Source organism: Pseudomonas mandelii (assembly GCF_024138395.1).
Lineage (GTDB): Bacteria > Pseudomonadota > Gammaproteobacteria > Pseudomonadales > Pseudomonadaceae > Aquipseudomonas > Aquipseudomonas mandelii_E.
In genome coordinates this window covers 25,153-51,078 of sequence record NZ_JAMYDU010000015.1, presented here as the reverse complement: position 1 = coordinate 51,078, position 25,926 = coordinate 25,153, and the positions used below count along the sequence as shown (strand labels likewise).

The following is a 25,926-nucleotide window of genomic DNA, read 5'->3' as shown; positions in this document are numbered from 1 at the left end:
GAGGTACTCTGATGATCTCGCTCAAGTCGACGCTTACCCTGCCAGCCGCCGGACTCTCCGGCTTCGAAACCCCGCTGACAGAAGAGGAGGCTGCGATTCAGGCCTCCGTCCACCGCTTCGCCAAAGAGGTGTTGCGCCCGTTGGGTCGCGAGCTGGACCGCATGACACCGGAAGAGGTCGTTGCTCCAGGCTCGCCTTACTATTCAATGTTCAGCGAGTTCGCCAAGCTGGGCCTCGATCCGGCGTTATTGGCACAACTGCCACCGGAGATGGCGGTGCGGATCGAGTCGCTGATCGGTGAAGAACTCGGTTGGGGCGATGCCGGCCTGGCGGTTTCCCTTGGCTGTGCTGACTTCCCGCTGCAAATGGCCGTCGCCGCTGGCAATACCGAGTTGGCAGAACTTTGTCAGGGCCGAATCGGTTGCTGGATGGCAACCCAACCCGACCGTGGCAGCGACAACCAGATCTTCGATATGGCGCGTGATTGGCCGGCAGGAAAGCCAGGAAATATCGGCAACCTGACCGCCAAAGTGGTTGGCGATGAAATCATCCTCAACGGTCAAAGCTCGGCATGGGTGTCCAATGGCGCTGTCGCACAGGTCGCCCTGGGCATGATCTGCGCCGATTACGGTGACGGTTTCTACGATGCCAACGGTCGGCCGCATGGTATTGCGGTGATCATTCCGCTGGATCTCAAAGGCGTCTCCAAAGGCAAGCCGCTGGACAAGATAGGTCAGCGCTCTCTGCCGCAAGGCGAAATCTACTTTGATAGTGTGCGAGTGCCTCGGCGTTTCGCGATCGCCGAACGTGATACCTACTACGGCGCTGTCAGCTCTTCCTGGTCGTTTGCCGGCACGCACATGAGCCAAGTGTTCACCGGCGTTGCGCGCGCAGCATTCGAAATGGCGCTGCAGTACTGCCATGAACGCCGTCAGGGCGGTCATCCGTTGATCGACCACCAGATGACCCGCCTACGCCTGGGCGAAATGCTGCGCCGTGTCGAGGCCGCCCGCGCTGTCGCCCGGCGTTCGCTGAGCTTCGCTCGCCTGTCGCCGCAAACCCATCCCTACGCCACAGCTGCTGCCAAGGTCACGGTGACCGAAGAGGCGATGGCCGTTGTGCAAGAAGCCTTCCGCCTGTTCGGTGGCAACGGCACCACCCGCGAATACCCCATCGAGAAGCTGTTGCGCGACACCCAGTCTTCGCTGATCGAGGACGGCGAGAACCGTGTCCTGACCATGCGCCTGGGGCTGCTGGCTCAGCAGCTCTATGCCGAAGGCTGGGCGAACAACTGACCCTGAAGATTCACCCGACATCACTCATCCAATAACAACAATGAGGTACATCCCGATGGCCAAATATCCTGTGGTTGTCTACGGCGCCAGTGGTTACACCGGCATGCTGATCATGGACTGGTTGATCGACCAGCACATCCCTTTCACCGCCGTGGCGCGCAACGCTGGCCGCGCCCAGGAAATGATGGCGCAACGCGTCGTCGGCCTGGAGTCGGCGACTTACGAAATCCTTGAATGCCCCCATGAGGTCGAAGCGCTGGCTTCAGTGTTCAAAGGCGCGCGCGTGGTTTGCAACACGGTCGGCCCATTCATCAATTTTGGCCTGACCGCCGTTGAAGCGGCATTGAAGGCCGGCTGTCATTATCTGGATCCGGCCGGAGAGCAAGCGCACATTCGTGCCTTGCGCGATCAGTTTGGCGAGCTATACCGCCAGGCTGGGCTGCTGCTGTCGCCATCGCTCGCGTACATGTACACCTACGCCGAGATCGCCGCCGAGCTGGCCCTGGAAACTCCGGGTGTCGATTCGCTGGAAACCGCAACCCTGACCCGTGGGCCACGTACCGGCGCCGCCGGTGTGACCGTTGGTTCAACGGCCACCATTTTCGAAGGCATGCGCTACCCCGGCGCCTATCTGTGGGAGAAGGCACTGGTGCCATATGCGCCGAATACCAGCTTCAACGTGGTCTGTCCCGATCTGTTGGAGTCGGTGTTCTGCCTGCCATGGGGCGGCACGTCGCTGCCAGTGTTCTTCGAGGAGGATGGCCGGGTGCGCAGCTGCATGTCCTGCGTTGGTTTCTACGACAACCCGGTGATGAAAATGGTCCACGGCCTGGGTGAGAAGTGGGAAGCCGAGTACAAACACCTGCCGAAAGAGCAGCAGGACGCGGTGATCAGTAGCCTCGTGCAGTCGACCACGCCGAGCATGCCACCGCGCGAGCGCAGCACCTTGCAACGCACCGTCGACTTCGCGATCGGCCGCGGTCAGTTGACAGCGGTGCGTGCCACCGTACACGGCATCACCCCTTACATCGCCACCGGCGCCTTGCACGCTGCAGCAGTGGTCAAGCTGCTGGATAACGACAACACCAAAGTGGGTTTTGCCTCGGCCTCGAAAGCCTTCGGTCATCGCTACCTGCTGGGCTTCCTCGAACAGCGTGGCCTGGCTCGCGCAACCGTTACCCAACTGTGAAGTGACCGACATGGCGATTATTGATTTCTTCGACCGTGGCTGGCGGATCAATCCGCACGGCGCGGCGTATATCCAGGATGACCGGGTTTTCACCTTTACCGAAGTCCGCAACTTGTCATGCCGTATCGCCAATGCGCTGTTGGCCGAGGGTTTGCCGAAGAGCACCAAGGGCGCGATCTGGTCGGCGAACGATGCCGTGGCCTGGACGTGCACACTGGGTCTCTGGCGCGCCAACATGTGCTGGATTCCGGTTGGCGCTCGCAACAGTGCCGAAGAGAACCGTCATGTGCTTGATGCGTTCGACTGCGAAGTGCTGTTTTTCCAGAAGGAGTTCGCATCCATCATCGACGCGTTGCGCCCGAGCCTGCCGAAAATCCGTTTATGGATTTGCATCGACGAACATCTGCCCGAAGCACCTTCGCTTAAAGTCTGGATCGAAGGTCAGCCGAGCACGCCACCCGAGGTTGAGTATCAACTCGACGATGTGGTGGCGATCTCGCCAACCGGTGGCACCACAGGCTTGCCGAAGGGTGTGATGAACACCCATCGCAGCATCCAGACGTTCTGTGCGCACTTCATGATCAATTTTCCTTATGGGGATGAGCATCCACCGGTCAACCTGGCGGCGGCACCGATGACCCATACCGCCGGCACACTGTCCCTGCCGTGCACCTCGCGGGGCGGCACCGTGGTAGTTATCACCAAGCCGGACCCGGCGCTGATGCTGGCGATGATTCCGAAGTACAAGGTCACCGAGACTTTTCTGCCACCGACGGTGATCTATCGCCTGCTGGATGTTCCGCATCTGGCGCAGAAGGTCGATTTCAGCTCGTTGAAATACTTTCTTTACGGCGCGGCGCCAATGTCGGTGGAGAAGCTCAAGCATGCTATCGAAACCTTTGGCCCGGTGATGGCCGGCGGATACGGCCAGACCGAAGCGCCCGCATCGATTTCCAACCTGCCGCCCGCCGAGCATCTGCAAGGTGGACGACTGGCATCGGACGAGCGTCTGTCATCGGTCGGCCGCCCCAATCCGCTGATTCGCGTCGAGATCCTCAGCGACGCCGGGGAGATTCTCGCCCAGGGCGAGTCAGGCGAGATCTGCGTACGCGGTGACCTGGTCATGAAGGGTTATTACAAGGACCCGAAAAAAACCGCCGAAACCATCATCGATGGTTGGCTGCACACTGGTGATATCGGCCATCTCGACCCCCATGGCTACCTGCACATCACCGACCGCAAGAAGGACATGATCATCTCCGGTGGTTTCAACGTTTATCCGAGCGAGGTCGAGCAGGTGCTTTGGGCCCATCCGGCAGTGCAGGACTGCGCGGTGATCGGTGTTCCGGACGACCAGTGGGGCGAGAGCGTCAAGGCCGTCGTCGAGCTGAGTGCCGGGCAAAGCGTCACCGCCGAAGAACTGATCAGTCTCTGCAAAGACCGGCTCGGATCGGTCAAGTCTCCGAAAACTGTGGATTTCATTGATGCATTGCCACGCAGTCCTGTTGGCAAGGTGTTGAAGAAGGATCTGCGTGCCCAGTACTGGCAAAGCGTTGATCGGCAGATCTGACGTCGAGGAGTTAACTGATGGAATCCATTTACATAGCCGGCATCGCCATGACCCAATTCGGACGTCATCTGGAGCGCAGCCTTCAGGACCTGGCTCTGGAGGCGTTGCAGGGTGCTCTGGCAGACGCCCGCGCCCGACGCTGCGACATCGAAGCGGTGTTTTACGCCGGCATCACCAATGGCCATTTACAAGGCCAGCTCTCCATCCCGGGGCAGGTGATGTGCAGCAAGATCGGCATTGAAGGGGTGCCGATCTACAACGTCGAAAACGCATGCGCCTCGGGCAGTACTGCGGTTCATCTGGCGGTGCAGAGCTTGCGCTCGGGGGCTACCGATGTGGTGTTAGCGTTGGGCGCCGAGAAAATGAACGTGCCGGACAAGTCGCGGGCACTGGCACTGTTCGAAACCGGCTGGGATGTTTCCACCGCCGAGGAGAACTACGCGACGCTGGTCAAAATGGGGGAGGGCATCGTTGTTCCGCCAGGCTCGGAGTCTGATCGCCCGTACAGCAAGTTCATGGCCATTTATGCCGCCATGTGCCGCTGGCACATGAAGACCTACGGCACCACACAACGGCAGATCGCGGCGGTGTGTGCCAAGAACCATCAACACTCGGTGCACAACCCTTATTCGCAATTTCGCAAGACGTTCACCATCGAAGAGGTACTGACGGCGCCACCGATCACCTATCCGATCACTTTACCGATGTGCGCGCCGTTGTCCGACGGCGCGGCCGCCGCGATCCTTTGCACCGAGGCGGGCCTGAAACGCATCGGGGCCGATCCGAAACGTTGTGTGCGAATCGCCGCCAGCGTGATCCGCAGTTTCACCTTGCGTGGACTGGATGAGCCGCACAAGCACGTCAGCCTGTTGGCTGCGCGCCAGGCCTACGAGATCGCCGGACTCGGCCCGCAGGACATGCATGTGGCCGAAGTACACGACGCTTCGGCAATGGGGGAAATCATCCAGTCGGAAAATCTCGGACTGGCGCCGCTGGGGGAGGGTGGAATTTGCGCCGAACAGGGCGATTTCACCCTGGGTGGCCGCATACCGATCAATACCTCCGGCGGCCTGGAATCCAAAGGACATCCGCTCGGCGCAACGGGGATCGGTCAGTTGTACGAGTTGACCACTCAATTGCGCGGGGAAGCCGGGGCGCGTCAGGTACACGGCGCGCGGCATGCCATCCAGGAAAACGGCGGCGGTCTTCAAGGTGTTGAGGAAGCAGCAGTCGCTATTCACATCCTGAGTCGATAGGAGCGCATCACATGTCCATGACCTATCAAGCGCAAGAGCTGGAAAGCCACTTTGCCGGCGGGCATTTTCGCCGCCTGGGTGGGTGGGTCGAGAGTCCCGTTGACTTGCAGCCAGAACTCGAGGGCGATGTCAGCGCTGACGTGATCGTGATCGGTGCCGGTTTCGCCGGGCTGTCTACAGCACTGGAGCTTACGGCGCTGGGTGCGAACGTCGTCGTCATCGAGCAAGAGTTCGCCGGTTTCGGTGCCAGTGGTCGCAATGCAGGTTATCTCGCCGGTAGCATGGGCATTGAGTTCGAACTGTTCCTCAAGCGTGTCGGTCACGATAAGGCGAAGAGCATCGTCAGGTTCTACGACGAAGGTGTCACTTATGTGGAAAGTCGACTGCGAGAATTGGATATCGACTGCGACTACAACGCCTCCGGGATCATCAGGGCGGGTGTTCATCCCTCTCAGGAGAAAAAGCTGCGCAAGAGCATGGAGGTCGGCGATGAGCTCGGTTCCCGCACCGAGTTTCTGGATCAGGCGCAGTTACGTGCACGGGGCATTCCGCCAGCGTTTCTCTTTGGATGCCTGCAAGCACACGGAGGAACGCTGGACCCTGGCAAATATGTGATGGGACTGCGGCGGGCAGCGCTCCAGGCGGGTGTGAAACTGTATGAGAACACGACGTTGGTGTCCTATTGCGATGGGCCAGCGATTACCTGCCAAACCACTCGCGGCCGGGCAACGGCTCCGGTGCTGGTGCTCGCTACCAATGCCTATACGCCGCAAATCGGATTGCTGCGCGACAAGATTGTTCCATTTCGGGTGTCGGCAATCGAAACCAAGCCATTGTCCGAGCAGCAATTGGCTTCATTGGGTTGGGCAGGACGAGAGGGGTTGGTGACGCCGCACTGGACTATGGAAAGTCATCGTTTAACGGCACGCAATACGTTGTTGCTGACCACCAAACACCTCGGCTACGTATATGGCTCGCAAACGCCGAACATTCCCGATGACATCGCCTATCGCGAGTTGGCAGCCACGCTGAACACACGTTTTCCGACCTTGCGCGGTATCGACATTCAATCGTGCTGGAGCGGTTACGTCAGCATGGCGTACGACGCGTTGCCGGTGGTGGGCGAAACCGGAACCCACCACAACATTCTCTACACAGCAGGATGTTCAGGGCACGGGATCGGTGCCCAATCCCTGATCGGGCATCTGTTGGCGGAAAGAGTGGGTGGCATCGAACATCCGCTCCTTGCTGCCTTGCGCCACAAGACACCCAAGACACTGCCGGAGCCGCTGCAATGGTGCGCCGTCAACCTGGCGTTGGGGTTGGCAAACAGCCTCGACGGATACACAAACCGCAAGGCTTCGAAGATTGAGCGTGCGACCCATCGTTAGGGATTACGGGCTGAAAGAATAAAGGGTTAACGGAAGACAACACTCTGATTTTTAGTGGTGGCGCTGGCCTTGAAGTTTGCCCGGCAGTCGCTCATCTGCGGAAAGTCAAAATGGATTTTTGCGTTTCTGCCACCGCTTTTTTACTACCGCATCGACGCTCTGCAATGAGCGATTAATTCAACAATAAAGTTATGTGAGGCATCGAGCATGGGTATCAAGTCCAGCATTGACGCACCGCCGGATTTAAAACGAAGACAATTGCTCAAACTGGCCGGCGCTTCTGCGGCAGTCGGAACGATTGGATTAAACATCGGCCTGGCCAATGCCACCGATGCGCTTTTGAAAGACAGCTCAGATGATGTACTGGACGTCGTGATTATTGGTGCCGGACTGGCCGGTCTGACGGCTGCCCGCGATCTGCATATGGCGGGTTGCCAATCTCTGTTGGTTCTCGAAGCGCGAGATCGCGTAGGCGGGCGCACCCTCAATCATGATCTGGGCTCAGGGTACATTTCTGAAGTCGGAGGCCAATGGATCGGCCCGGGACAAACGGCCGTAGCGGATCTTGCGCGCGAGCTTGAGGTGGGTACGTTTCCCAGTTTCTACGAGGGCGATACAGTCATCCTCGGCGGTGACGGACGTGTCGCTGTCGATTTGAAAGGCACGTTCGGCACCGATGAAACTGTCGCGGCAAAGCTCAGCGAATTGTCGCGCGATGTGCCCAGTGCAGCCCCTTGGAAATCACCCAGGGCTGCCGAACTGGACAAGCTTTCGGCCGGTGAATGGCTGGCTCAACAGAACATCAAGCCTGAGGACCGGGCCGGGTGGAACGCCAGTTTCCTCCTGACCTGCGGCGTTACGCCCGCCAAGATGGGCTTTCTGCATTTCCTGTCAATGATCAACTCTGCCGGTTGCGAGTACATGCGGCTCGACTCCATCAAGGACAGCGCGCAGGGAACGCGCATCGTCGGTGGCTCGCAGATTCTCAGCAGCAAAATGGCCGAGCTGCTGGGCGATAAAGTTCGCTTGTCGTGTCCGGTTCGCAAGATTGCCGATTGGAACCGCGACATCGTCAGAGTGCAAACGGATCAGGGCGAGATACGAGCCCGGCGGGTCATCATGGCGATTCATCCCGCGCTCTGCCAACGCTTGCAGTTTGATCCGCCACTGCCCGAAGGCCGGGCCGCATTGCAACGTGCCTGGCCCGCTCACTCTCCGGCACGCAAGACCGCGATGGTTTACCCACGGCCTTTTTGGCGCGACAAGGGCTTGAACGGTCACATCATCCAGGTGGATGGGCCGATCATTTGGGCGTACGACAATTCGCCTCCAAATGGCGAAATCGGGGTCATCAATGCATTTGTTTTGAATGCTGCGGCACCTGCCGATCCTGAAGCCGCCAAACGCGTGCAGACCGAAATCTATGCACGTGCCTTAGGGGACGAGGCGCTCAATCCCGTCTCTTACCATGATCATGACTGGGCGCAATTCGATCCCTGGACGATCACTTGCGTTTCTCCAATTCCACCAGGCTTCTGGTCGACACATGGCGAGGCGCTGCGTCCACCTTGCGGAAATCTGTTCTGGTCGGGCACCGAAACCGCCGACATCTGGGCAGGCTACATGGATGGCGCCGTCCGCGCCGGTCACCACAGCGCCTTGCAGGTGCTCAACGCCTTGCGTCGGGCATAGGGGACGAAGATGAAAAAAATCATGTTCGGCGTCATTGCAGTCGTTGCCGTGCTGTTGGCGATTTTCGGCCGAGACCTTGTCGATCTCTATCGCCTGCAGAATTACATCACCACCTCTGCTGAGGCCTACCAGACCGATCGCGGAAACTGGCCGCATCTGACCGATGCGTGCACAGGTTGCCATGGCAACAAGGGCAACTCGCTCAATTCCCTTTATCCAAGCCTGGCGGGCCAGCCGGCCGCGTATCTCTCTGCGCAGCTGCGCAGTTTTGCCAGTGGGCAACGGGTCGCTTCCAATATGGGGCCGTTGGCGATGACTCTCAGTCACGACGACATCGATCTGCTGGCGAATTTCTATGCCAGGCAGCCTACCAGCGCAGATGCCTCTTTCGCCCCTGACGAGGGCTTGCGGGAAAAGGGCAAACAGCTGGTGCAGACGAGGGGATGCGTGGCCTGCCACGGTGAACAGTTGATGGGACATGACGCGTTTCCGCGTCTGGCTGCACAAGGGCACGATTACCTTTTGACCCAGCTCAACGCGTTTGCCAATGGTGAGCGAAACGACCCCAGCGGTGCAATGAAAGCAATCGCCGCCGCGCTATCGCCAGATGAACGCAAGGCGATCGCCACCTACCTCGCCGCGCTTACTCCGCAACACAAGTAACTCATCAAATTTTCTGTCAGATGCATTGAGGCTACCGTTATGGAACTGCGAAATATCGTTCTTTGTCTTGCCTGTTTTTTACTGCTCGCGAGCGGACTGACTTACGGAATCAGGTTTCTTAAAAGGCGAAACCTGTTACTGGCCCTTGAGTGGTTTGTGGTTGCATTTTCCGCGATAAACTTCCTGATATTTTTCCTCACAGGATCGGAGCATTCGTATCTCATTTCGTACTTTTGCGACGCCTTTTCCAGAGCCTTCGGAATCCCGATCATCACGGTGCTGGGGTTGATGGCGGTGACGCATGCCTATAAGCCCTCGGTGCGCAAGGAACTGATGATGTTTGCCGGCGCCTTGGTGGGCACACTCGCGTTGATTTCGACCAGCGTTCTGGCCACGCTCTTGCCGTATTTTTACGTGATGATGTGGGGGGTTTTTTCGGTTTATATGGTGTACTTCGCGGTGAGACTGGCGAGCGCGGGAGAGTCACTGCACGCGATGGGGGTGATGTTTGGCATGCTCGCCTCGTTAACCATCGCCTGCATTTATGACTTCTATAAAATCCCTGGGGACGATACCAACGTCCTACTGAACTTCTACGTTCTCGCACTGACTACCTGGGCCTATTTGCTGGTGCATCTGTACTACGCCTACTGCGCACTGGAGCGTTCGAAGGACTCGATGGCGCTTTTGCAGGCACGTTGAACGATCTGTTCCCAGAAGTCCGGAGCCGCCATTTTGGCGGCTTTTGGCGTATTTGGGGAGGAGGGCGGTGAGCATCCCTGCCCGCCCTGAGCAGGCTTGGATTACTGACCGCCAGAAATCGCGGAGGGCGTCAGATTGGCCAGATAATGCGCCATGGCCTTGATGTCCTCGTCGGACAACGAACCGGCCAGGGCATTCATCGCCTGAGTCGGGTCTTTGCGCTGTCCATGCTTGAAGGCAGTCAGTTGATCCGTCAAATATAGCTGTCCCAGGCCTGCAAGACGCGGAGCCAGCGGCCCCCCCGAGAGTTTCTCGCCATGACAGGCCGCACATCCATTGGCGGCAACTGTGCGCTGTCCATGTTGTTGAAGGGAATCATCTTTCATCGTGACTTGCGTCACTCCCGGCTTCTGCTCGGCGAAATAGTTGGCCAGATGCTTGATTTGTTCGTCCGTCAGATTCGCCGCGAGCGGACTCATTTGCGCGCTGTATCGACGTCCTTCAGCGAACGCGTGCAACTGGCTTTCGATGTACGACGCAGACTGACCCGCAAGGGCGGCGTACTGGGCGTCCCGCGGCTGACCTCTTGCGCCATGACAGAGTGCGCACGTGTCCTGCAGTTGTGGCCACGCACCACCATTGGCCTGGTACTCGGCGTCATGCTGATCCACGGCATTCATGAAACGATATCCCGCCAACAGCTCCGGTCCATAGATCGTTGCCGATCCAGCCAGCGCCGTTGCCGCAACGATTGCCCCGATAACGATGCTTCGCTTCATCGGGCGTTCCTCCCCAGTTGAACCAACGCCTGTAGCGCTTCCATCGCAGCTCGATGACCAGCGCGGATCGCGCCATCCATGGCCCCGGCCCAGATGTCCGCCGTTTCGGTGCCGGACCAGATCAGCCGGCCAGCGGCCGGGGTCAGGTATTCACCCCACTGGGTCCAGAAGCCAGGCGGCATCGGGGAAATACAACTCAGGCTCCAGGAGTCGACTTTGCCCCAGTCCTGGTCATGGAACTGGATCGGGTGCAGTGCTTGCTCGCCCATGGCTTTGGCGTAGATCGCCGACAGTGTGTCCTGTGCGGCTTTGGGGTCATGGGGTAATTGACCTGTCCTGATGAAACCGCTGAGGACACCCAGGCTGCCGTCCGGTGGGGAATTGTCGTAAGCCCAGATCAGCGGACCGTCCACTTGCACAATCTGCCCGTTGAGGCCTTTGTCTCGCCAGAAGGGCCGCTCATACACATGCACGGTCTTGCGCATCGGGGCATGGGCCGGCCAGCGGCGCTGCAACTCGGCGCGTCCTGTGGGCAGAGGTGGCTCGAAGGTAATCTGATTGCACAATGCCGGACTCAAGGCCGCAATCACTTGACGCGTGCGGATGATGCCCTGATCGGTATGCAACTCGACGACATCACGATCCCAGCCGACAATCTTGCGGACCGGGCATGCCAGCCTGACCTTATTCCCCAAGGCTTGTGCCATCTTCAAACTGAGGACTTGGGAGCCTCCAACCAGTCGCGATTCTTGCGCGCCACCTTCTACGCCTTCGAGTTTTTCGAGGCTGCAGTCAGAGGAATTGATGATCGACAGGTAATGCAACAGTCCCATGCCGGCAGGTGCCGTGCCGAAGGTCAGACTCACGGACATGTTGAATCCGATCTTGTCTGCATTGTTGATCCCTTGTTTGGCCAGCCACTCGCCAACCGAGAGTTTATCGAGGGCGGCAGCGTCCTTTGCTTTCCACGGGGCTTTACTGGGAACGCCTTCTGCCAGCTTATTTAGTTTGCTGACGATTTCGGTGTTGGAGTTCGGGCCATCGCTGACATCCTCTTCGACCTTTTCATCGCCCATCAGATAGACCGCCTTGCCCTTGTAAAAAGTCGGAAAGGTCGCGACGTCGAGCTGCCTGGCCAGATCGGCAATGGATGTCTGACCGGGGCCGATCCATTGGCCACCGGCTTCAGAAACGATGCCGTTGCCCAGGTCATGGTTGCAGGTACGGCCGCCGACCCGATCCCGGGCTTCAAGCACAACGAACGACTCGCAGCCGGCAGCTTGCAGATCCCTGGCTGACGTAAGGCCCGACAACCCCGCCCCCATGATCACCACGTCAAGTATCGAGGCATCTGAAGCAGGCCCGGTTTGGGCCATGCCACGCCCACTGACACCAAGTCCCCCGGCCAGTGCTGCGCCTCCAATCGCTTGTAACAACAATCGTCGTTGGCGCGCTTGCGCCGACAGCAGATCGAGATCCGAGTCCATCTTCACCTCCATCAAGGATGTTCTTTTATTTATAATTACAGATGTTATGTGAATATATAGCGGAAGCGGGATTCAGCAAAGCGAAATGAAGAGGAGGGGGTTAAAAGCTGATGCGAGGCTTGAGCAGGAGAGAAGTCGGTGGTGCGGGAGGGTTCGCTTCGCCGGTGAAGCGAACCTGATTAGTGGTGCGAGGACAGGGTAGGGGAACTGATAATTTATCGAGAAGGGCTGATCAGTGTGATGACGGCATCCATCAATGCCTTGCTGCGTTTTGGCTCAAATCGTTCCGGCTCGATCGGCAGCATCATCATCCAGCCGTCACTCAGTGCGCTGAGCTGATCAGCAAGCAAATCGGAAGGAACGTCCTTGCGGATGATGCCTTGGGTTTGGCCCTTGGCCAGAATGACTGCGAGATCCTGACGGAACCGCGAGTAACGTTTCTGAATGACGTCCGCAAAAACCGGCTCGTGCCGGGCATGGGCCAGCATCTGAAACAGGGCAAGCCAACGGGCCGAGTCATTGGCCTGCGTCAGGTTCAACCACTGCTCAATCATTGCGCGGACATCGACCTGTTCCTGATTGGGCTTGAGCAGATTGTCGAATTCGTCGAACAGGCTCTGCGCGGCAGCAGTGATCATCTCTTCCTTGTTGGCGAAGTAGTAGGTCACAGCACCCGTTGTGCAACCGGCATGGCTGGCCACTTTGCGCATTGAGGTCCCGGCATAACCTTCCTGGGCAATCACCTCGATGGCTGCGGTCAATAATTCACCGCGTTTTTCCAAACGATTGCCTACGGGGCGTCCTCGGCGAGCGACGTGTCCGGAATCACTGTCACTTGGCGGTTGCTGGCTATCCGTGGAAGGAGCTTGGGCGTCATGCATGGGAGAAAGTGATTCCCTGATTGAGGGTTGAGCCGCTGGAGATTGTTTGAGAGTCGTCAATATACCGTTGTTACGCCATTTTGGCGTGGCATGTCGTGATCATACAATTGCCGATTTCAAGGCACCCTGGCTGCTAAACGCGGGCCAGGGGCAGGGTGGCGATCAATCGTTCTCCTGTCAGACCCGACCACTGTTGATCACCGCGACAGCTCGCACTTCCACCCGCAGATCGGGAAGGGCCAGTTGCGAGATGCCGACAGCAGTCCAGGCCGGGTAGCGCTCGGGGAAGTACTCGTCCTTGACCCGTCCGAACGCATGGATTTCGTCCTGTAGATCCGTGTGGAAGGTCATCAGCTCAACGACATCGGCCAGGCTTGCCCCTGCGGCCTCAAGGATAGTTTTCAAGGACTTAAAAGCCAGATGGGACTGTGCCTGGATGCCTTCGGCAGGAATCATGGACGCATCGATGCCAACCTGGCCAGACACCCAGATCATGTTCCCGACACGCGTCGCCTGGGAAAAATGGAAGGTGTCGTAGATGGCTTGGGTGTGACCAGGGTTGATCGATTGACGCTGCAGGTCTTGAGTACTCATGGCGTTGCTCCTCTTATATTAATTGGCGGAACGTTGGGTGGCGGAAAGGATCTCCGGCCTTCAGGGTCGACAGTTCCTCACTGAACAGCACGCCCTGTTGCGGGTAGCCGGCGGCGCTGTGCTCTGGCAGAGGTCGAAAGGTTGCGTCGTCTCCAAAGAAACGGAAGACGAAGGTATGGCGATCCGGGAAGGCTTCATCCACCGGCGCACCGCCGTGTAGCGAACCAGGATGTAGCAGGACGATATCGCCGGGCTCGGTGGCCCACGAAATGATGTCGAACGCCTTGGGATTGTTCTGGCGCAGAGCCTCAATGTCAGGAAGACGCGGCAAGGCATCGCCCCCATGCAAAGGTTGCGTCGGATCATTTGGGTCGCGAAACGTGGTGCCGTCGTAACGCGGTCCTTTGTGTGAACCTCGGACGATCTCCAGGGCATTCTGTTTGGGCACCGACTCGAAACTGATCCAGGCATTGGCCCACTGCATTCCGGCCCAAGGCAGATAAGACGTGTCCTGATGCCAAAGCGTGCGAGATCCGTGTCCACCGGCCTTGAGAAACACTTCTTCGGCGAAGTACCACACATGCTCCGAGCCCCAGAGCTGTGCGAACAGCTCGCCAAAGGGCAGGGAAGTCACCAACTCTTCAAGGCAGGCCTTGGCGACCGGATTCGCATTGTCGACGTGCGATTGTTGCTCAGTTCCGTCGAACATTCGGGTCGCATGAGGGCCATGATTCTCGACAGCCCAGTCGTAGGCTGCCCGGCACTTGGCCAATTGAAATTCGTTCAGAAAACCTTTGATCAGGACGGCCCCGTCTTCCAGGAACGCCTTTCGCACAGAGGGTTGCATGATAGCTTTCTCCTCGAAAATGCCACTTGGCGATCTGGATGCTAGCAATTACCCAAGATTAACACAACGATCGTTATGTTTATTTTGAAGCATCAATAGCCTCGTTTCGCTGGGGGCTGAAGTGCGCTCCCCGGCGATCGTAAATTGCGTGCGTGGTGGCGTGACCGGGAGATTCTTTGAACCCGCGGCATAAAGACGGGGGTGCAGGTAGCCGGTCTTGGTTGATGGCTAGCTAACGGCAGAGCTCGACCAAAAGCTGCCACTTGGCATCTGCGACGAGCCTTCTCAGGTTTTCAATCGGGTATTACTAAATCACGGATTGCTTCAGGCACATTGCACAGTGAGAACTGAACAAAGCATTAGTTCCGAGAGCTGATAGGGAATGGCTTATAGCAAAGTTCCACCCAGACACATCATTTAACATAATATACATTATGCGTACCGTCCGATACGGGGCTGTGGGGCTCTGGTGGTCAGATTTAATGCCTGGCGGCGCCTCCTGCTTTCAGCTTGGTGGTGCTTGCCACTGCATGCTTGAATGCTGCCCGACAAACGTTGCCTCACCAATTGACGGAGAAATTGCATGGGGCTTTGTACAGAATGGAAAATTGACTGGGACGCTGTAGCTACTGTAGCTACTGTAGCTACTGTGGCGACGGCTGCTGCTGCAATCATCGCACTTATTATCTGGAGCTTTGATAAAGCTCAAAGGAAACGTGAACGAGCCGCAAGCTCCAAACTGCTAGCACAAATCATGACAACACCCGTTGGAGCCACCCAGATAGAGATCGCAAAATTCAGATGCTATGTAGTGCCTTCTACCATCTCAATTCTTAGATAAAGCTGACATTTTCAGCGAGACAGTAAACAACAGGCTTGCCAATGCTTTCTCACAAGTGAACCGTCTAACAAAGATGTCGAGCCTCCTAGGTGATCTACCAAATTCGGCAATGGCAGAGGAAGTTTCCCAGCTCCTTATGGCAGTTCTGAGCCAAATAAAAGAAGCAGAACAAGCCACTACGGAAGCTTTCCAAGCCCTATTAAAAGCTGGAAAGTCATCTTGAGTTTAGGCGCACCCTACTCCGCATTAATGACAAAACGATATAACTACACTAAATAGTCTTTTAGTTAAGTTAAGCCCAGACTGACCTTAATTTGTATTCAACCTTTGTATTGAAGGGAGCCGCAACTCTCCAACTAGCTTCTTCTCCGCCCCATAACTCTTCGGTTAAAAAAGACACGTACAAACCGAAATTACAATTAAATTGGATCGATCACTGGGTTGGATTTCGCGAATTGAGAGAAGCGTGAGGCTCACTGAATCGGCAACCCTACTTCCTCAATCAATCAACCTGCGAAGCCAAGAAGCGTGCATATCCTTGAGGCACTCTCCAAAAATCTGCTTTTCCTGTGGCATTCCCGTATGGCTTGCGTACATCGCTATACTCCCCTGGACACTCGATCAAAAGGTACCAAAATGGTGCGAGGTAGAACAATTCGCACCACAAGTTCGCTTTAAAAAAATCGATGGGGAATTACACTTTATCCTCTTGTCCGTTTAGCGATATATGACGACCTCCTGGCGATAGACGCCAATAATATTGCCGTGTAACTCTAGGATCTCAATGAATTATTTTATTAAACAATATAGTTCGACTTTATTTTTTCGGACCTCAACGGAAAGAGAAAGTTGTGCCCGCTTATAACTAAGTACCGCTATAAATTAATACGCGTCGCAATAAACCTTCGTTTCTGGCACGCAGCTTGCTCTCAATCATCATGATATTAACGTAGTTGCGAGCATCCCTAATGAGCAGAGAACAATATTTAATAGAAAGCGCCCAGATTAAATCATTGAGCGCACGCGGGTATCAACTCGCCATTGGCATTATTTGCATGATGGCGATTTCCAGTCCGCAATATGTCTGGACGCTTTTCACCGCCCCACTTACCGCGAAACTGGGCGTTTCGCTGGCACAGGTTCAAATAACCTTTTCATTATTGATTATCCTGCAAACCTTCTTTTCGCCTCTGCAAGGTTACTTGGTCGATCGCTTTGGCATTCGCACGCTAGTGGGCCTTGGCTGTGCGCTGTCCGGCCTTAGCTGGGTGCTGGCCAGCCAAGCCTCGTCGCTGAGTATGCTTTACCTGAGCTACGGAGTAGTCGGCGGTCTGGGTACCGGGATCGTTTATGTCGGGATCGTCGGCCTGATGGTGCGCTGGTTCCCGGATCGTCGCGGCCTTGCCGCCGGTGCAGTGGCCGCTGGGTATGGTATGGGAGCGATGATAACCACCTTCCCTATCAGCAACAGTCTGCAAAATGTCGGTATGGAAACCACAATGCTGACCTTCGGCCTGGCGCTGGGCATTGTGGGGCTCGTGGCATCGCGCTTCCTGCGCCAGCCCCCGACATCGCAGAGCGCTGATTCGCTGTCGAAACCGAATCAAGTTGTGGTCGATGTACCGCCGCGAGAAGTGCTCAAGACACCTGTGTTCTGGCTGATGTTCGCCATGTTCACAATGATGTCGACGTCAGGCCTGATGGTCACTTCGCAAATGGCCAGTTTCGCCAAGGACTTCGGAATGACCACCGTGATGGTGATGGGGATGGCCGCCTTGCCACTGGCCTTGACCATCGACCGCGTCTGCAATGGCTTGACGCGCCCTTTGTTCGGCTGGATCTCCGACCACTATGGCCGCGAGAACACCATGGCCTTCGCGTTCTTCTTCGAAGGTATCGCCATGACCCTTTAGCTGCTGACAAGCGATAACCCGGTACTGTTCGTCCTGCTCTCTGGCGTCGTATTCCTGGGCTGGGGCGAAATATTTTCGCTGTTCCCTTCGACTCTCACCGACACCTTCGGCACTCGTCATGCCACCACCAACTATGGGTTCCTGTACATGGCCCAAGGGATCGGTTCGATTTTTGGTGGCCCTGTCGCCGCGCTGCTGCACCAAAGTACCGATAGCTGGTACCCGGTGTTCGCCGTTGCCATCAGCTTCGACATCATTACCGCCCTACTCGCCTTTTTCGTGCTCAAACGCATGCGTGCCAGTTGGATCGCCAAGCATTCGCTGAAATCTTGATAACAAGGGAAAATCGTATGTTGAACACTACACTTGCTGCACGCGGCATTGCCGTAGCCCCCCATAGTCTGGCGGCCCAATCAGCCTTGGGTGTATTACGCGAAGGCGGCAACGCCATCGAAGCCATGGTCGCTGCGGCTGCCACGATCGCCGTGGTGTACCCGCACATGAACAGCCTGGGGGGCGACGGTTTCTGGTTGATCGTGCCCGCGCAAGGCGCGCCACTCGCAATCGATGCCAGCGGTCCGGCGGGCAGCCTGGCCACCCTCGCCCGCTACGACGGCATGAGCAAGATCCCGACACGTGGTGCCGACGCAGCACTCACCGTCGCAGGCACCGTTGGCGGTTGGCAGGAAGCGCTGGCCGTAGCAGCTGAGCTGGGTGGACAAACTCCGTTGCCACGGCTGCTGGAGGATGCCATCCACTACGCCAGCGCCGGGATCCCCACCACCCCTTCGCAACACATGGCCACTTCCAGCAAACAAGCCGAACTGCAAGGCATCCCGGGTTTTGCCGAAACCTTTCTACACCACGGTGCTGCGCCCGAAGCCGGCAGCCTGTTCAAACAGCCGCGTCTGGCAGTCACCTTGCGCACACTCGCCGAGACAGGCCTGGACAGTTTCTACCGAGGTGCACTGGGCGACTCCATTGCCCGTGACCTGAACGCAGCAGGTTCACCGGTCACCCGCGAGGACCTGGCCAACTACCGAGCCAAGCGCGTGCTCCCCCTGGAGTTGGCACACAGCGCCGGCACCGTCTACAACCTGACACCGCCCAGCCAAGGACTGGTATCGCAGTTGATTCTGGGCATTGCCGACCACGCCGGTCTGAATGACTTCTCCGCGGACGGGGCCGACCATATCCATACCCTGGTCGAAGCCACAAAATTGGCGTTTGCTGTACGCGACGCCCATATCACCGACCCTGACCACATGACGATCAATCCGCAAAGCTGCCTCAGTCCAGCGTACCTGAAAGCATTCGCGGCACAAATCAACCCGCAGAAAGCCGCGCCCTGGGGCGAAGGCAAAGGCCCCGGCGATACCATCTGGATGGGGGTGATCGACAACGACGGGCTGGCCGTGTCGTTCATTCAAAGCATCTATCACGAGTTCGGCAGCGGCATAGTGCTGCCGGAGTCGGGCCTGAACTGGCAGAACCGTGGCGCCTCGTTCAGCCTGGATCCGCAGCACCTCTTGGCCCTGAAGCCCGGAAAGAAGCCTTTCCATACCCTCAACCCTGCTGCGGCACGTCTGAAGGATGGACGGACTCTGGTTTACGGCACAATGGGCGGTGATGGCCAACCGCAGACGCAAGCCGCCGTGTTCAGTCGCTATGCCATATTCGGTCAGCCATTGCAGCAAGCCGTGACGGCGCCGCGCTGGCTGCTGGGGCGCACTTGGGGTGAAAGTTCCGACACGTTGAAAATGGAGTCACGTTTCAATGACAAGGTCCTGAATGAACTCAGCGCCCGAGGGCACGAAGTGGAAATACTGAGTCCGTTCTCCGAAACCATGGGCCACGCGGGGGCAGCGGTTCGACTCGTTAACGGATCATTCGAAGGTGCATTTGACCCGAGAGGGAATGGAGCGGCTGCCGGGTACTGACGACTGAATGGCGGATTAGCTCAAGGCCGATTCATGCAATCACCTTCAGCCAGTCCGCTATACCTCCACTTTCGGTTTGAACCTTTAATGCAGTGAGATGATCAGGCGTGTTCGAGAGGATCAGGGTCCAGGCGCAGGACCCGCCCGAAGAGTGAATTGGGTAATTTCCCCTGGCACACCCAGGCGAATCGGAAAGCCGTTCCATAGCCCCGTACCATTGCTGGTGTAAAGCAGCATCTCCCCGACCGCGTATGCCCCGGAAACGAAGTCCTCATTGGCGAAGCGAGCTATCTGATCGAGACCCCGAATCATTCCTCCATGGGTATGCCCGGAGAGCTGGAGTCCCACGCCCGCTATAGCCGAGCGCAAGGCGCCAGAGGGGCGGTGCTTCAGGAGGATCACAGGAGCGTTTTCGGGAGCATTCACGAGAGCCGCGTCAAGGTCCGGGCCGGGCATGCCAAATGCAGTAGCGGCCTCATCGGCAACGCCGGCGACAACAAGCTCGTCTTCGCCCGATTCGATCACTACGTGCTCGTTCACCAGCATGCGCATGCCCAGTCTTTCGAACTCGGAGTGCCACTGAGCTTCGTTGAAGTAGTATTCATGGTTTCCGGGAATAGCGACGACGCCCAGAGCGGCCTTCAGCTCACCAAGCGCTGCCACGTCCTGGCGTCGGGCCGTTGTCGTGCCATCGATGAGATCGCCTGTGATCAGGATCAAGTCCGGGTTCAGAGCGTTGGTTCGAGCCACCACCTCCGTCACCCAGGGCGAGTGAAAAAGCCGGCTGATATGCAGGTCAGTCAGTTGAACGACCCGAAGCCCATCCATCGCTTGCGGCAGGTTCTTGATCCTGACCTCCATACTGCGCACATCAGGAACCTGTACAGCCTGATAAACCCCCAACGCTGACAACAGCGAAGCGAGCAACGCAATCACATACCGGCTGTGCGCACTTACCAGCTTTCTGGCAGCACGTAGCCGGAGAATCGACAGCAGGCCATTTGCAAGATCCGCGATTGCAACAAACACGAACAGCAAAACAAATGCGCAGAACGCCCAACCCGCAACCAGTACGGCCCAACGGGGAATCTCTGGGGAGAACATTGTCCCGAACACCCAGATCTGGATCAGGTGGTACTTGGAGACAACCAGCAGGATGAGGGCAAGCAGGATCCGCCAGCCTGTCGAGACAGGTAGGGGGACGACGAAGCGCCAGAGGACATACAGATAGGCCAGGCCCAGGTACAGATGAAACACAGAAAAGCTCGCTCAGCAAACCAACGATCATTGAATTACTTAATGGTACACGGCGTTACATCCGTTTCCGGTTAGCTTTGCTGTATGAAACGTTGAGCCAGATTCAACCGCCTTTATGCCGAACAGGCTCTTGGTGGGCTCACGCGAAACGAATTGGGCAACGAGCAACTGCCGCAGCGAATGCTTCAGGCTACCGCTGAAAGAAATCTCCCGGCGTCACGCCGAAGTGCTGCCGGAATGCCGCTATGAAGGCAGAAGTAGAGTCGTAGCCGCAACCAAGGGCGACCTGGGTCACGCGCTGTCCCTGTTCCAGGGCTTCCAGTGACCCGAGCAAACGCAGGCGTTGACGCCAAGCGCGGAAGGTCAGGCCGGTTTCGCGCAAAAACAACCGCCTCAGCGTCTTCTCCGAGGCGCCCAGATCCTGACTCCATTCCAGAAGGGTACGGGAATCATCGGGTGCTTCCAGCAGGCGCTGGCACAAACGCAGAAGTCGCGGGTCACCGGGAAGGGGCAACGAAAGGCTGACCTCACGGGCCACCAGCAACTGGTCGACCAGCACTTGAGCCAGGCGACCGTCCGGACCTTTCTCGTCATATTCCACTGGGAGCTCGCAGAAATGCCGAATCAGTTCCCGCATGAGGGCATCAATCTCAAGGACCCGGCAACCACCCAGCCCACCGCTTGAGGAAACTTCATTCAGGTAAAGGCTGCGCATCTCGGTATGAGGGGAATTGAACACCTCGTGCTCCGTCCCTGCCGATATCCAGATCGCGCGCTGCGGGGGCGCCACGAAATTGCCCTCAGCGGTGCGCACATGCAACACGCCTCGGATGGCATATGAAAGCTGCACCCAGGCATGGGTGTGGCGCGCAGTTCCCACTGCGTTCACCAGCGACTCATTGCGGGCAAACAGGGGACGGGGCAATTGTTGCAGTTGGGGAACCTGGCGCTCGCCCCATTGATTTTGTCCGTTTGCAGGCATTTTTTGCCCCTATCGCGTTAGTCGGCATCCATCGCCAAGGTTAGAGTAGCCAAAGCCTCAATGACAACTATTGGATAAACGCCATGGCCCGCTCACGCTTGCTCCCGGACAACTTCACCCTGACGCTGATCGCCGTCGTCGCTATTGCCACATTGTTACCCGCAAAGGGGCAAGTGGCTGTCGCTTTCAGTTGGATCACCAACATTGCCATCTCTCTGCTGTTTTTCCTGCACGGCGCCAAACTGTCTCGTAACGCTGTGATTGCAGGCGCCGGCCATTGGCGCCTGCACCTGCTTATATTCATCTGCACCTTTGGCCTGTTTCCACTGCTCGGACTTGCCCTGAAACCGGTACTGATGCCGATGGTAGGGCCTGAACTCTATGCTGGCTTCCTATACCTCTGCGTCCTGCCCGCCACCGTGCAATCGGCCATCGCCTTCACCTCCCTGGCCCGGGGCAACATCCCTGCGGCGATATGCAGTGCCGCTGCCTCCAGCCTGGTGGGCATATTTATCACGCCGGTACTGGTCGCCCTACTGATGGGCGTTCACAGTGACGGGAGTTCAACGATCGAGGCCATCCGCAAGATCAGCATCCAACTGCTGCTGCCCTTCATCGCCGGCCAGATTGCCCGCCGCTGGATCGGTGACTGGGTGCACCGGAACAAGGGTTGGCTGAAGAACGTCGACCAGGGAAGCATCCTTCTTGTGGTTTACACCGCGTTCAGCTCCGCCGTGATCGGTGGACTCTGGCTGCAGGTCCCGGCCCTGAAACTGCTAGGCGTAATATTCGGCTGCAGCCTGCTCCTGGCTCTAGCCCTGCTGGTCGCCCATCTGCTGGGTAAATGGCTGGGCTTCAATCTGGAAGACCGCATCACCATCCTCTTCTGCGGCTCGAAGAAAAGCCTGGCCACCGGAGTTCCTATGGCACAGGTTCTGTTCGCCGGCAGCAGCATCGGCGTGCTCATTCTTCCGCTGATGCTGTTTCATCAGATACAACTTATGGTCTGTGCCGTCTTGGCACAGCGCTATGCAAAAAGGCCAGAGCCGGCGCCGCAACATAACGCTGTCCCTTTAATGCGTGGCTCTGCGAAAGTCGACGCGACAGGGCGACGCTGATCGTGCTCGCGCAAATGTGGATCGTGCCTTCAGTCAGGCTCGCCAGCACGCCGCCCTCGTCGTAGACCACGCTCTCGACGGCTTCGTCATTGGCGAGCGTCGTCATGCGGATGCCGTCAGCGCTGTTGTTTGATGAACCCGTCGAATGCTGCAGCATGGTCCGGATGCCAACGCGACAGCGCCGGGCGGTTCTCGATAACGTCGCCTGCGGCCCAAAGAATGCGCCGCTCATCCAATGAACGAAGGACGTCGTTGTCCGGACAGAGGATGTAGAAATCACCCGCATCGAGTCGCTCCATCATAAAGTCGACGGTCTGCTCGGGCGTCCAGGCGCCGGCGGGTTTTTCGCTACGGCCATTGCGAGACAACTCTGTGAACACAAAGCCCGGGATCAGCAGATGCGCGCTGATCTGTCCGCTCGCGGTGTTACGCAATTGATGCTGCAACGCTTCGGTAAACGCTTTAAGACCTGCTTTCGAAACGTTGTACGCAGGATCACCGGGCGGGTTCGTAATACCCTGTTTGGAACCGGTATTGATCACGAGGCCCGGACGACCGCGCTTGATCATCTCGGGTACGAACACTTGCGTGCCATGAATCGCACCCAACAAATTAACGCCCAGGACACGCTGCCAATTTTGCGCGGGACCGAAAACCCCGCTGCCGGGCTGAACACCGGCGTTATTCATCAAAACATCCGTACCGCCGAAGCGTGCTCGAACGACCGCTTGCAAGCGCAGCAGGTCCTCGACACGACTGACGTCCGTTTCAAGAGCAAAAACGTCCTGAATGCCGTTCGCAGCCAATACGCTGACTTCTTCGACAGCTTTTGCGAGACGCTGGGCCCTGAGATCGGCAATGCAGATGCGCAGCCCTTGTCGAGCGAAGCTCTTGGCCGCAGCAAGGCCAATTCCGGCAGCACCGCCGGTAATCACCGCAACAGCGCCTGGAGTCAATGCAGGATGAGTCATTTGAAATCCTGGTTTAGAGCCGATTTTCGGCGTTGGAAGAGAACAAACAGTTGGTTGCTCACACTGCTACGCGATTGTCCGTATCGTTTGCCCACATCATGGAAACCGCAAATACGCCCAGCCCCCCCAATGCCAGCAGCGCACCCACCCAGCCTGTCGAAGCCCAGCCAAGACCGGCGGAAATGGTCACCCCGCCCAGCCATGCACCCAGTGCGTTGGCGGCATTGAAGGCCGAGTGGTTCAAGGCAGCCGCCAGCGTCTGAGCTTCACCTGCAACATCCATAAGGCGAGTTTGCAAACAAGGGCCCAGGGCAATCAAAGTGCCTACCAGAAACACATTGATCGGAGCCAGCCATGGGTTGCTGGCGGTGAATACAAAAAGTGTGAGAACCGCAGTCGCCCAGACCAGTAGTCCACCAATCGTGGGCAAGAGCGCCCGGTCGGCGAGTCTGGAGCCGATGAGGTTGCCCACAACCATTCCTGCACCAAATAAAGCCAGCACAATCGGCACAACCCTCTCGGGCAAATGTGTCAGCTCGATCATGGTCGGTTTTACATAGCTGAAGACCGAGAACATCCCGCCGAAACCGATTGCGCCGATGAGAAGCGTCAGCCATACCTGACTGCGATTGAGCGCTGAAAGCTCACGCAAAGGACTGGACGATCGATTTCCAGGAGCATACGGCACAAAACGCCAGATCAGTCCCGCCGCGAGCAGCGCTATGACGCCTACGACCAGGAAGGCGGTCCGCCAGCCAAACCACTGCCCCAACGCCGCCGTTGCCGGTACGCCGAGCAATGTCGCCAACGTCAGGCCCATCAGCACCATTGCTACTGCTTGCGTTCGTCGCTCGCGCGCCACCAAACCAGCAGCGACCAACGCTGCCACGCCAAAATAAGTGCCGTGTGGAAAGCCTGTCAGTAAACGGGCAACGAGCATCGACTGATAGGAAGGTGCCAGCGCACTGGCTAAGTTGCCGATCGCGAAAACCGCCATCAGCCCAATCAGGAAATTGCGACGGGCCCATTGCCCTCCCGCAACGGCCAGCAAGGGAGCACCAATGACCACGCCCAAGGCGTAGAAGCTTATAAGGTGACCTGCCTCTGGAATGGTAATAGCGAGGTCTTTTGCCGCATCAGGCAACAAACCCATAATCACGAATTCGCCAGTACCGATGGCAAATCCCCCCATACCAAGGGCCAGGATAGCGAGACGTTGATTCGTGCGTCTTTGCTGGGGCGACGCCGCTTCATCGCCTGAAGATTCATCAAGCAGTTCGCTATCAACGTGGGACATAGACACTCGCGCGATTGGATAAAACAGAAGGCTGAATTCAACGATTCAGTGCAAGATGATCATAACGCAAGTATCGTTGAGTAAAATTCAATGAGCCGATGAGGCGCCATTCCGCGCGCCCTCATGTACCTGTCACGAGAAGTCGCCTGAATGCCAGCGTTATCCAGAGCCGATCTAGCTGATTTGAATGTCTTCGCCGTCATCTGCCGGCGCCGCAGTTTTCGTTTCGCAGCGGCGGAACTGGGTGTGTCAACGTCAGCCCTCAGCCATGCCATGCGTAATCTGGAAAATCGATTGGGCGTCAAGCTGCTCAATCGCACCAGTCGCTCCGTGGTGCCGACGGCTGCTGGCAGTGCGCTGGTAGAAGGTCTGGAACAAGGATTCGGGCAAATAGAAGCGGCCATGGGTGAACTGGAGCGGTATCGCAATGCCCCCATGGGAAGGTTGCGACTCAATGTGCCCCGTGATGCATCGCGCTTGTTGCTGGGGCCGATTGTGACCCGGTTTTGCCAAACCTATCCCGACATCAAGCTTGAAATCATTGTCGACGACAACATGGTCGACATCATCAAGGCTGGCTTCGACGCCGGCATACGTTACGGTGCGACTGTTCCTCAGGACCTGGTCGCTGTGCCACTGACCAAACCTTTGAAATGGGTGGTTGTGGGCTCCCCGCTGTACCTGGAGCGACATGGACGCCCGGAAAAACCGGAGGATCTGCTGCAGCACGAATGCATAAGAATCCGGATTGGCGATAACTCAATCTACAAGTGGGAACTCGGCGACGGCGATGTCGCTTGTGAAATCGATGTTCCCGGCCCCGTCATTGTGAATGAAACGGATATCGCCCTGGACGCCGCCATCGATGGCCTGGGCCTCGCTTACTGTCTGGAACTTCGCGTGGCCCAGCAATTGGCTGATGGACGCCTGGAGGTGGTATTGCCGTCATGGGCCTCCACCAGTGAACCCATGGTTATGTATTACCCCAGTCGCCGGCAGGTCCACCCTGGATTACGACAACTGATCGAAGTCATCAGATTGGCCCACCTGTAACGCCCCTTGAACGAGCCCCTTACACAAGGGGCTCATTATCGGATCATTCGGCACTGATCAAAGGTCTCGAACATGGCCAACTTCTCAATTCGTGAGCAGTGAACTCTATCCAAACCCACCATCAGCCAGCTATCCCACCCAACTGGCTAAGCCTCTCACTGGGATTGCGGATTTCTGACTGCGCCGCTCTGCTGGGCGGTGACGACTG

At 57.5% G+C, this 25,926-nt stretch carries 23 protein-coding genes; 13 read left to right on the top strand and 10 right to left on the bottom strand.

Annotated elements, in window-relative coordinates; genetic code table 11:
* The first annotated feature begins 11 nt into the window (after nucleotides 1-11).
* The 8 genes from NHU87_RS20105 to NHU87_RS20070 all read left to right on the top strand — a co-directional run bounded on the left by NHU87_RS20105 (nucleotide 12) and on the right by NHU87_RS20070 (nucleotide 9,758).
* Nucleotides 12-1,295, top strand: a complete 1,284-nt coding sequence (locus NHU87_RS20105) for an acyl-CoA dehydrogenase family protein (protein ID WP_253551883.1) — start codon at nucleotides 12-14, stop codon at nucleotides 1,293-1,295.
* Nucleotides 1,296-1,350: 55 nt separating this feature from the next.
* On the top strand, nucleotides 1,351-2,484 hold the full coding sequence (locus tag NHU87_RS20100; protein ID WP_253551881.1) for a saccharopine dehydrogenase family protein: 1,134 nt from the start codon (nucleotides 1,351-1,353) through the stop codon (nucleotides 2,482-2,484).
* Nucleotides 2,485-2,494: 10 nt separating this feature from the next.
* Complete coding sequence (locus NHU87_RS20095) at nucleotides 2,495-4,054, top strand: AMP-binding protein (RefSeq protein ID WP_253551879.1); 1,560 nt, start codon at nucleotides 2,495-2,497, stop codon at nucleotides 4,052-4,054.
* A 17-nt stretch (nucleotides 4,055-4,071) separates the two neighbouring features.
* Nucleotides 4,072-5,310, top strand: coding sequence for a thiolase family protein (locus NHU87_RS20090; RefSeq protein WP_253551877.1), 1,239 nt, complete (start codon nucleotides 4,072-4,074; stop codon nucleotides 5,308-5,310).
* Between the two features lie 11 nt (nucleotides 5,311-5,321).
* On the top strand, nucleotides 5,322-6,701 hold the full coding sequence (locus tag NHU87_RS20085) for an NAD(P)/FAD-dependent oxidoreductase (RefSeq protein WP_253551874.1): 1,380 nt from the start codon (nucleotides 5,322-5,324) through the stop codon (nucleotides 6,699-6,701).
* Nucleotides 6,702-6,908: 207 nt separating this feature from the next.
* A complete protein-coding gene (locus NHU87_RS20080; protein WP_253551873.1) occupies nucleotides 6,909-8,393 on the top strand; it encodes a flavin monoamine oxidase family protein in 1,485 nt (494 codons plus the stop codon).
* Nucleotides 8,394-8,402: 9 nt separating this feature from the next.
* Nucleotides 8,403-9,056: a c-type cytochrome gene (locus NHU87_RS20075; RefSeq protein ID WP_253551872.1), complete on the top strand. Its 654-nt coding sequence runs from the start codon at nucleotides 8,403-8,405 to the stop codon at nucleotides 9,054-9,056.
* 39 nt (nucleotides 9,057-9,095) lie between these two features.
* A complete protein-coding gene (locus NHU87_RS20070; protein WP_253551871.1) occupies nucleotides 9,096-9,758 on the top strand; it encodes a hypothetical protein in 663 nt (220 codons plus the stop codon).
* Nucleotides 9,759-9,859: 101 nt separating this feature from the next.
* Here the strand turns inward: NHU87_RS20070 and NHU87_RS20065 are convergent, their stop codons facing one another.
* The 5 genes from NHU87_RS20065 to NHU87_RS20045 form a co-directional block, all read right to left on the bottom strand.
* Nucleotides 9,860-10,537 (bottom strand): c-type cytochrome, encoded by a 678-nt coding sequence (locus NHU87_RS20065; RefSeq protein WP_253551870.1) that lies wholly within the window; start codon nucleotides 10,535-10,537, stop codon nucleotides 9,860-9,862.
* Nucleotides 10,534-12,024 carry a flavin monoamine oxidase family protein gene (locus tag NHU87_RS20060; protein ID WP_253551869.1) on the bottom strand — a complete coding sequence of 497 codons (1,491 nt, stop codon included), beginning with the start codon at nucleotides 12,022-12,024 and terminating at the stop codon, nucleotides 10,534-10,536. The genes NHU87_RS20065 and NHU87_RS20060 overlap by 4 nt, the downstream gene beginning before the upstream one ends.
* A gap of 215 nt (nucleotides 12,025-12,239) precedes the next feature.
* The gene (locus NHU87_RS20055) at nucleotides 12,240-12,905 is read right to left on the bottom strand and encodes a TetR/AcrR family transcriptional regulator (protein WP_253552014.1); all 666 of its coding nucleotides are present in this window, start codon (nucleotides 12,903-12,905) and stop codon (nucleotides 12,240-12,242) included.
* A 177-nt stretch (nucleotides 12,906-13,082) separates the two neighbouring features.
* The gene (locus tag NHU87_RS20050; RefSeq protein ID WP_253551868.1) at nucleotides 13,083-13,499 is read right to left on the bottom strand and encodes a RidA family protein; all 417 of its coding nucleotides are present in this window, start codon (nucleotides 13,497-13,499) and stop codon (nucleotides 13,083-13,085) included.
* Between the two features lie 13 nt (nucleotides 13,500-13,512).
* Nucleotides 13,513-14,346, bottom strand: a complete 834-nt coding sequence (locus NHU87_RS20045; RefSeq protein WP_253551867.1) for a phytanoyl-CoA dioxygenase family protein — start codon at nucleotides 14,344-14,346, stop codon at nucleotides 13,513-13,515.
* Nucleotides 14,347-16,155: 1,809 nt separating this feature from the next.
* Between NHU87_RS20045 and NHU87_RS20040 the strand changes: the two genes are divergently transcribed.
* From NHU87_RS20040 to NHU87_RS20030, 3 genes are read left to right on the top strand one after another with little or no spacing between them, the layout of a single operon-like run.
* On the top strand, nucleotides 16,156-17,100 hold the full coding sequence (locus tag NHU87_RS20040; RefSeq protein WP_253551865.1) for an MFS transporter: 945 nt from the start codon (nucleotides 16,156-16,158) through the stop codon (nucleotides 17,098-17,100).
* The gene (locus tag NHU87_RS20035) at nucleotides 17,101-17,433 is read left to right on the top strand and encodes an MFS transporter (protein WP_367399046.1); all 333 of its coding nucleotides are present in this window, start codon (nucleotides 17,101-17,103) and stop codon (nucleotides 17,431-17,433) included. It begins immediately after the preceding gene.
* Between the two features lie 17 nt (nucleotides 17,434-17,450).
* Complete coding sequence (locus NHU87_RS20030) at nucleotides 17,451-19,040, top strand: gamma-glutamyltransferase family protein (RefSeq protein ID WP_253551863.1); 1,590 nt, start codon at nucleotides 17,451-17,453, stop codon at nucleotides 19,038-19,040.
* A gap of 120 nt (nucleotides 19,041-19,160) precedes the next feature.
* Here NHU87_RS20030 and NHU87_RS20025 read toward each other — a convergent pair whose 3' ends face one another.
* Both NHU87_RS20025 and NHU87_RS20020 read right to left on the bottom strand, forming a co-directional pair.
* Entirely contained in the window at nucleotides 19,161-20,297 is a 1,137-nt protein-coding gene (locus NHU87_RS20025; RefSeq protein WP_253551861.1) for a metallophosphoesterase, read from the bottom strand.
* Between the two features lie 190 nt (nucleotides 20,298-20,487).
* Entirely contained in the window at nucleotides 20,488-21,279 is a 792-nt protein-coding gene (locus NHU87_RS20020) for an AraC family transcriptional regulator (protein WP_253551859.1), read from the bottom strand.
* A gap of 83 nt (nucleotides 21,280-21,362) precedes the next feature.
* Between NHU87_RS20020 and NHU87_RS20015 the strand changes: the two genes are divergently transcribed.
* Nucleotides 21,363-22,397, top strand: a complete 1,035-nt coding sequence (locus tag NHU87_RS20015; protein ID WP_253551857.1) for a bile acid:sodium symporter family protein — start codon at nucleotides 21,363-21,365, stop codon at nucleotides 22,395-22,397.
* On the opposite strand, the gene NHU87_RS28505 is transcribed toward NHU87_RS20015, so the two are convergent.
* Genes NHU87_RS28505 through NHU87_RS20005 form a run of 3 tightly spaced genes read right to left on the bottom strand, consistent with a single transcriptional unit; the run spans nucleotide 22,279 to nucleotide 24,665 of the window.
* A complete protein-coding gene (locus NHU87_RS28505; RefSeq protein ID WP_367399042.1) occupies nucleotides 22,279-22,554 on the bottom strand; it encodes an NAD(P)-binding domain-containing protein in 276 nt (91 codons plus the stop codon). The genes NHU87_RS20015 and NHU87_RS28505 overlap by 119 nt on opposite strands.
* Nucleotides 22,514-23,368 (bottom strand): SDR family NAD(P)-dependent oxidoreductase, encoded by an 855-nt coding sequence (locus tag NHU87_RS20010; protein WP_253551855.1) that lies wholly within the window; start codon nucleotides 23,366-23,368, stop codon nucleotides 22,514-22,516. Before NHU87_RS20010 ends, NHU87_RS28505 begins: the two co-directional genes overlap by 41 nt.
* A 58-nt stretch (nucleotides 23,369-23,426) precedes the next feature.
* Entirely contained in the window at nucleotides 23,427-24,665 is a 1,239-nt protein-coding gene (locus NHU87_RS20005; protein WP_367399041.1) for an MFS transporter, read from the bottom strand.
* A gap of 150 nt (nucleotides 24,666-24,815) precedes the next feature.
* Between NHU87_RS20005 and NHU87_RS20000 the strand changes: the two genes are divergently transcribed.
* Nucleotides 24,816-25,718, top strand: a complete 903-nt coding sequence (locus NHU87_RS20000; protein WP_253551853.1) for a LysR family transcriptional regulator — start codon at nucleotides 24,816-24,818, stop codon at nucleotides 25,716-25,718.
* The last annotated feature ends 208 nt before the right edge of the window (nucleotides 25,719-25,926 follow it).

What these genes read in the sequence shown, in the direction of transcription:
- NHU87_RS20105 (WP_253551883.1), top strand. Translation starts at nt 12, where the DNA reads ATGATCTCGCTCAAGTCGACGCTTACCCTGCCAGCCGCCGGACTCTCC.
- NHU87_RS20100 (WP_253551881.1), top strand. Translation starts at nt 1,351, where the DNA reads ATGGCCAAATATCCTGTGGTTGTCTACGGCGCCAGTGGTTACACCGGC.
- NHU87_RS20095 (WP_253551879.1), top strand. Translation starts at nt 2,495, where the DNA reads ATGGCGATTATTGATTTCTTCGACCGTGGCTGGCGGATCAATCCGCAC.
- NHU87_RS20090 (WP_253551877.1), top strand. Translation starts at nt 4,072, where the DNA reads ATGGAATCCATTTACATAGCCGGCATCGCCATGACCCAATTCGGACGT.
- NHU87_RS20085 (WP_253551874.1), top strand. Translation starts at nt 5,322, where the DNA reads ATGTCCATGACCTATCAAGCGCAAGAGCTGGAAAGCCACTTTGCCGGC.
- NHU87_RS20080 (WP_253551873.1), top strand. Translation starts at nt 6,909, where the DNA reads ATGGGTATCAAGTCCAGCATTGACGCACCGCCGGATTTAAAACGAAGA.
- NHU87_RS20075 (WP_253551872.1), top strand. Translation starts at nt 8,403, where the DNA reads ATGAAAAAAATCATGTTCGGCGTCATTGCAGTCGTTGCCGTGCTGTTG.
- NHU87_RS20070 (WP_253551871.1), top strand. Translation starts at nt 9,096, where the DNA reads ATGGAACTGCGAAATATCGTTCTTTGTCTTGCCTGTTTTTTACTGCTC.
- NHU87_RS20065 (WP_253551870.1), bottom strand. Translation starts at nt 10,537, where the DNA reads ATGAAGCGAAGCATCGTTATCGGGGCAATCGTTGCGGCAACGGCGCTG.
- NHU87_RS20060 (WP_253551869.1), bottom strand. Translation starts at nt 12,024, where the DNA reads ATGGACTCGGATCTCGATCTGCTGTCGGCGCAAGCGCGCCAACGACGA.
- NHU87_RS20055 (WP_253552014.1), bottom strand. Translation starts at nt 12,905, where the DNA reads ATGCATGACGCCCAAGCTCCTTCCACGGATAGCCAGCAACCGCCAAGT.
- NHU87_RS20050 (WP_253551868.1), bottom strand. Translation starts at nt 13,499, where the DNA reads ATGAGTACTCAAGACCTGCAGCGTCAATCGATCAACCCTGGTCACACC.
- NHU87_RS20045 (WP_253551867.1), bottom strand. Translation starts at nt 14,346, where the DNA reads ATGCAACCCTCTGTGCGAAAGGCGTTCCTGGAAGACGGGGCCGTCCTG.
- NHU87_RS20040 (WP_253551865.1), top strand. Translation starts at nt 16,156, where the DNA reads ATGAGCAGAGAACAATATTTAATAGAAAGCGCCCAGATTAAATCATTG.
- NHU87_RS20030 (WP_253551863.1), top strand. Translation starts at nt 17,451, where the DNA reads ATGTTGAACACTACACTTGCTGCACGCGGCATTGCCGTAGCCCCCCAT.
- NHU87_RS20020 (WP_253551859.1), bottom strand. Translation starts at nt 21,279, where the DNA reads ATGCCTGCAAACGGACAAAATCAATGGGGCGAGCGCCAGGTTCCCCAA.
- NHU87_RS20015 (WP_253551857.1), top strand. Translation starts at nt 21,363, where the DNA reads ATGGCCCGCTCACGCTTGCTCCCGGACAACTTCACCCTGACGCTGATC.
- NHU87_RS28505 (WP_367399042.1), bottom strand. Translation starts at nt 22,554, where the DNA reads ATGCTGCAGCATTCGACGGGTTCATCAAACAACAGCGCTGACGGCATC.
- NHU87_RS20010 (WP_253551855.1), bottom strand. Translation starts at nt 23,368, where the DNA reads ATGACTCATCCTGCATTGACTCCAGGCGCTGTTGCGGTGATTACCGGC.
- NHU87_RS20005 (WP_367399041.1), bottom strand. Translation starts at nt 24,665, where the DNA reads ATGTCCCACGTTGATAGCGAACTGCTTGATGAATCTTCAGGCGATGAA.
- NHU87_RS20000 (WP_253551853.1), top strand. Translation starts at nt 24,816, where the DNA reads ATGCCAGCGTTATCCAGAGCCGATCTAGCTGATTTGAATGTCTTCGCC.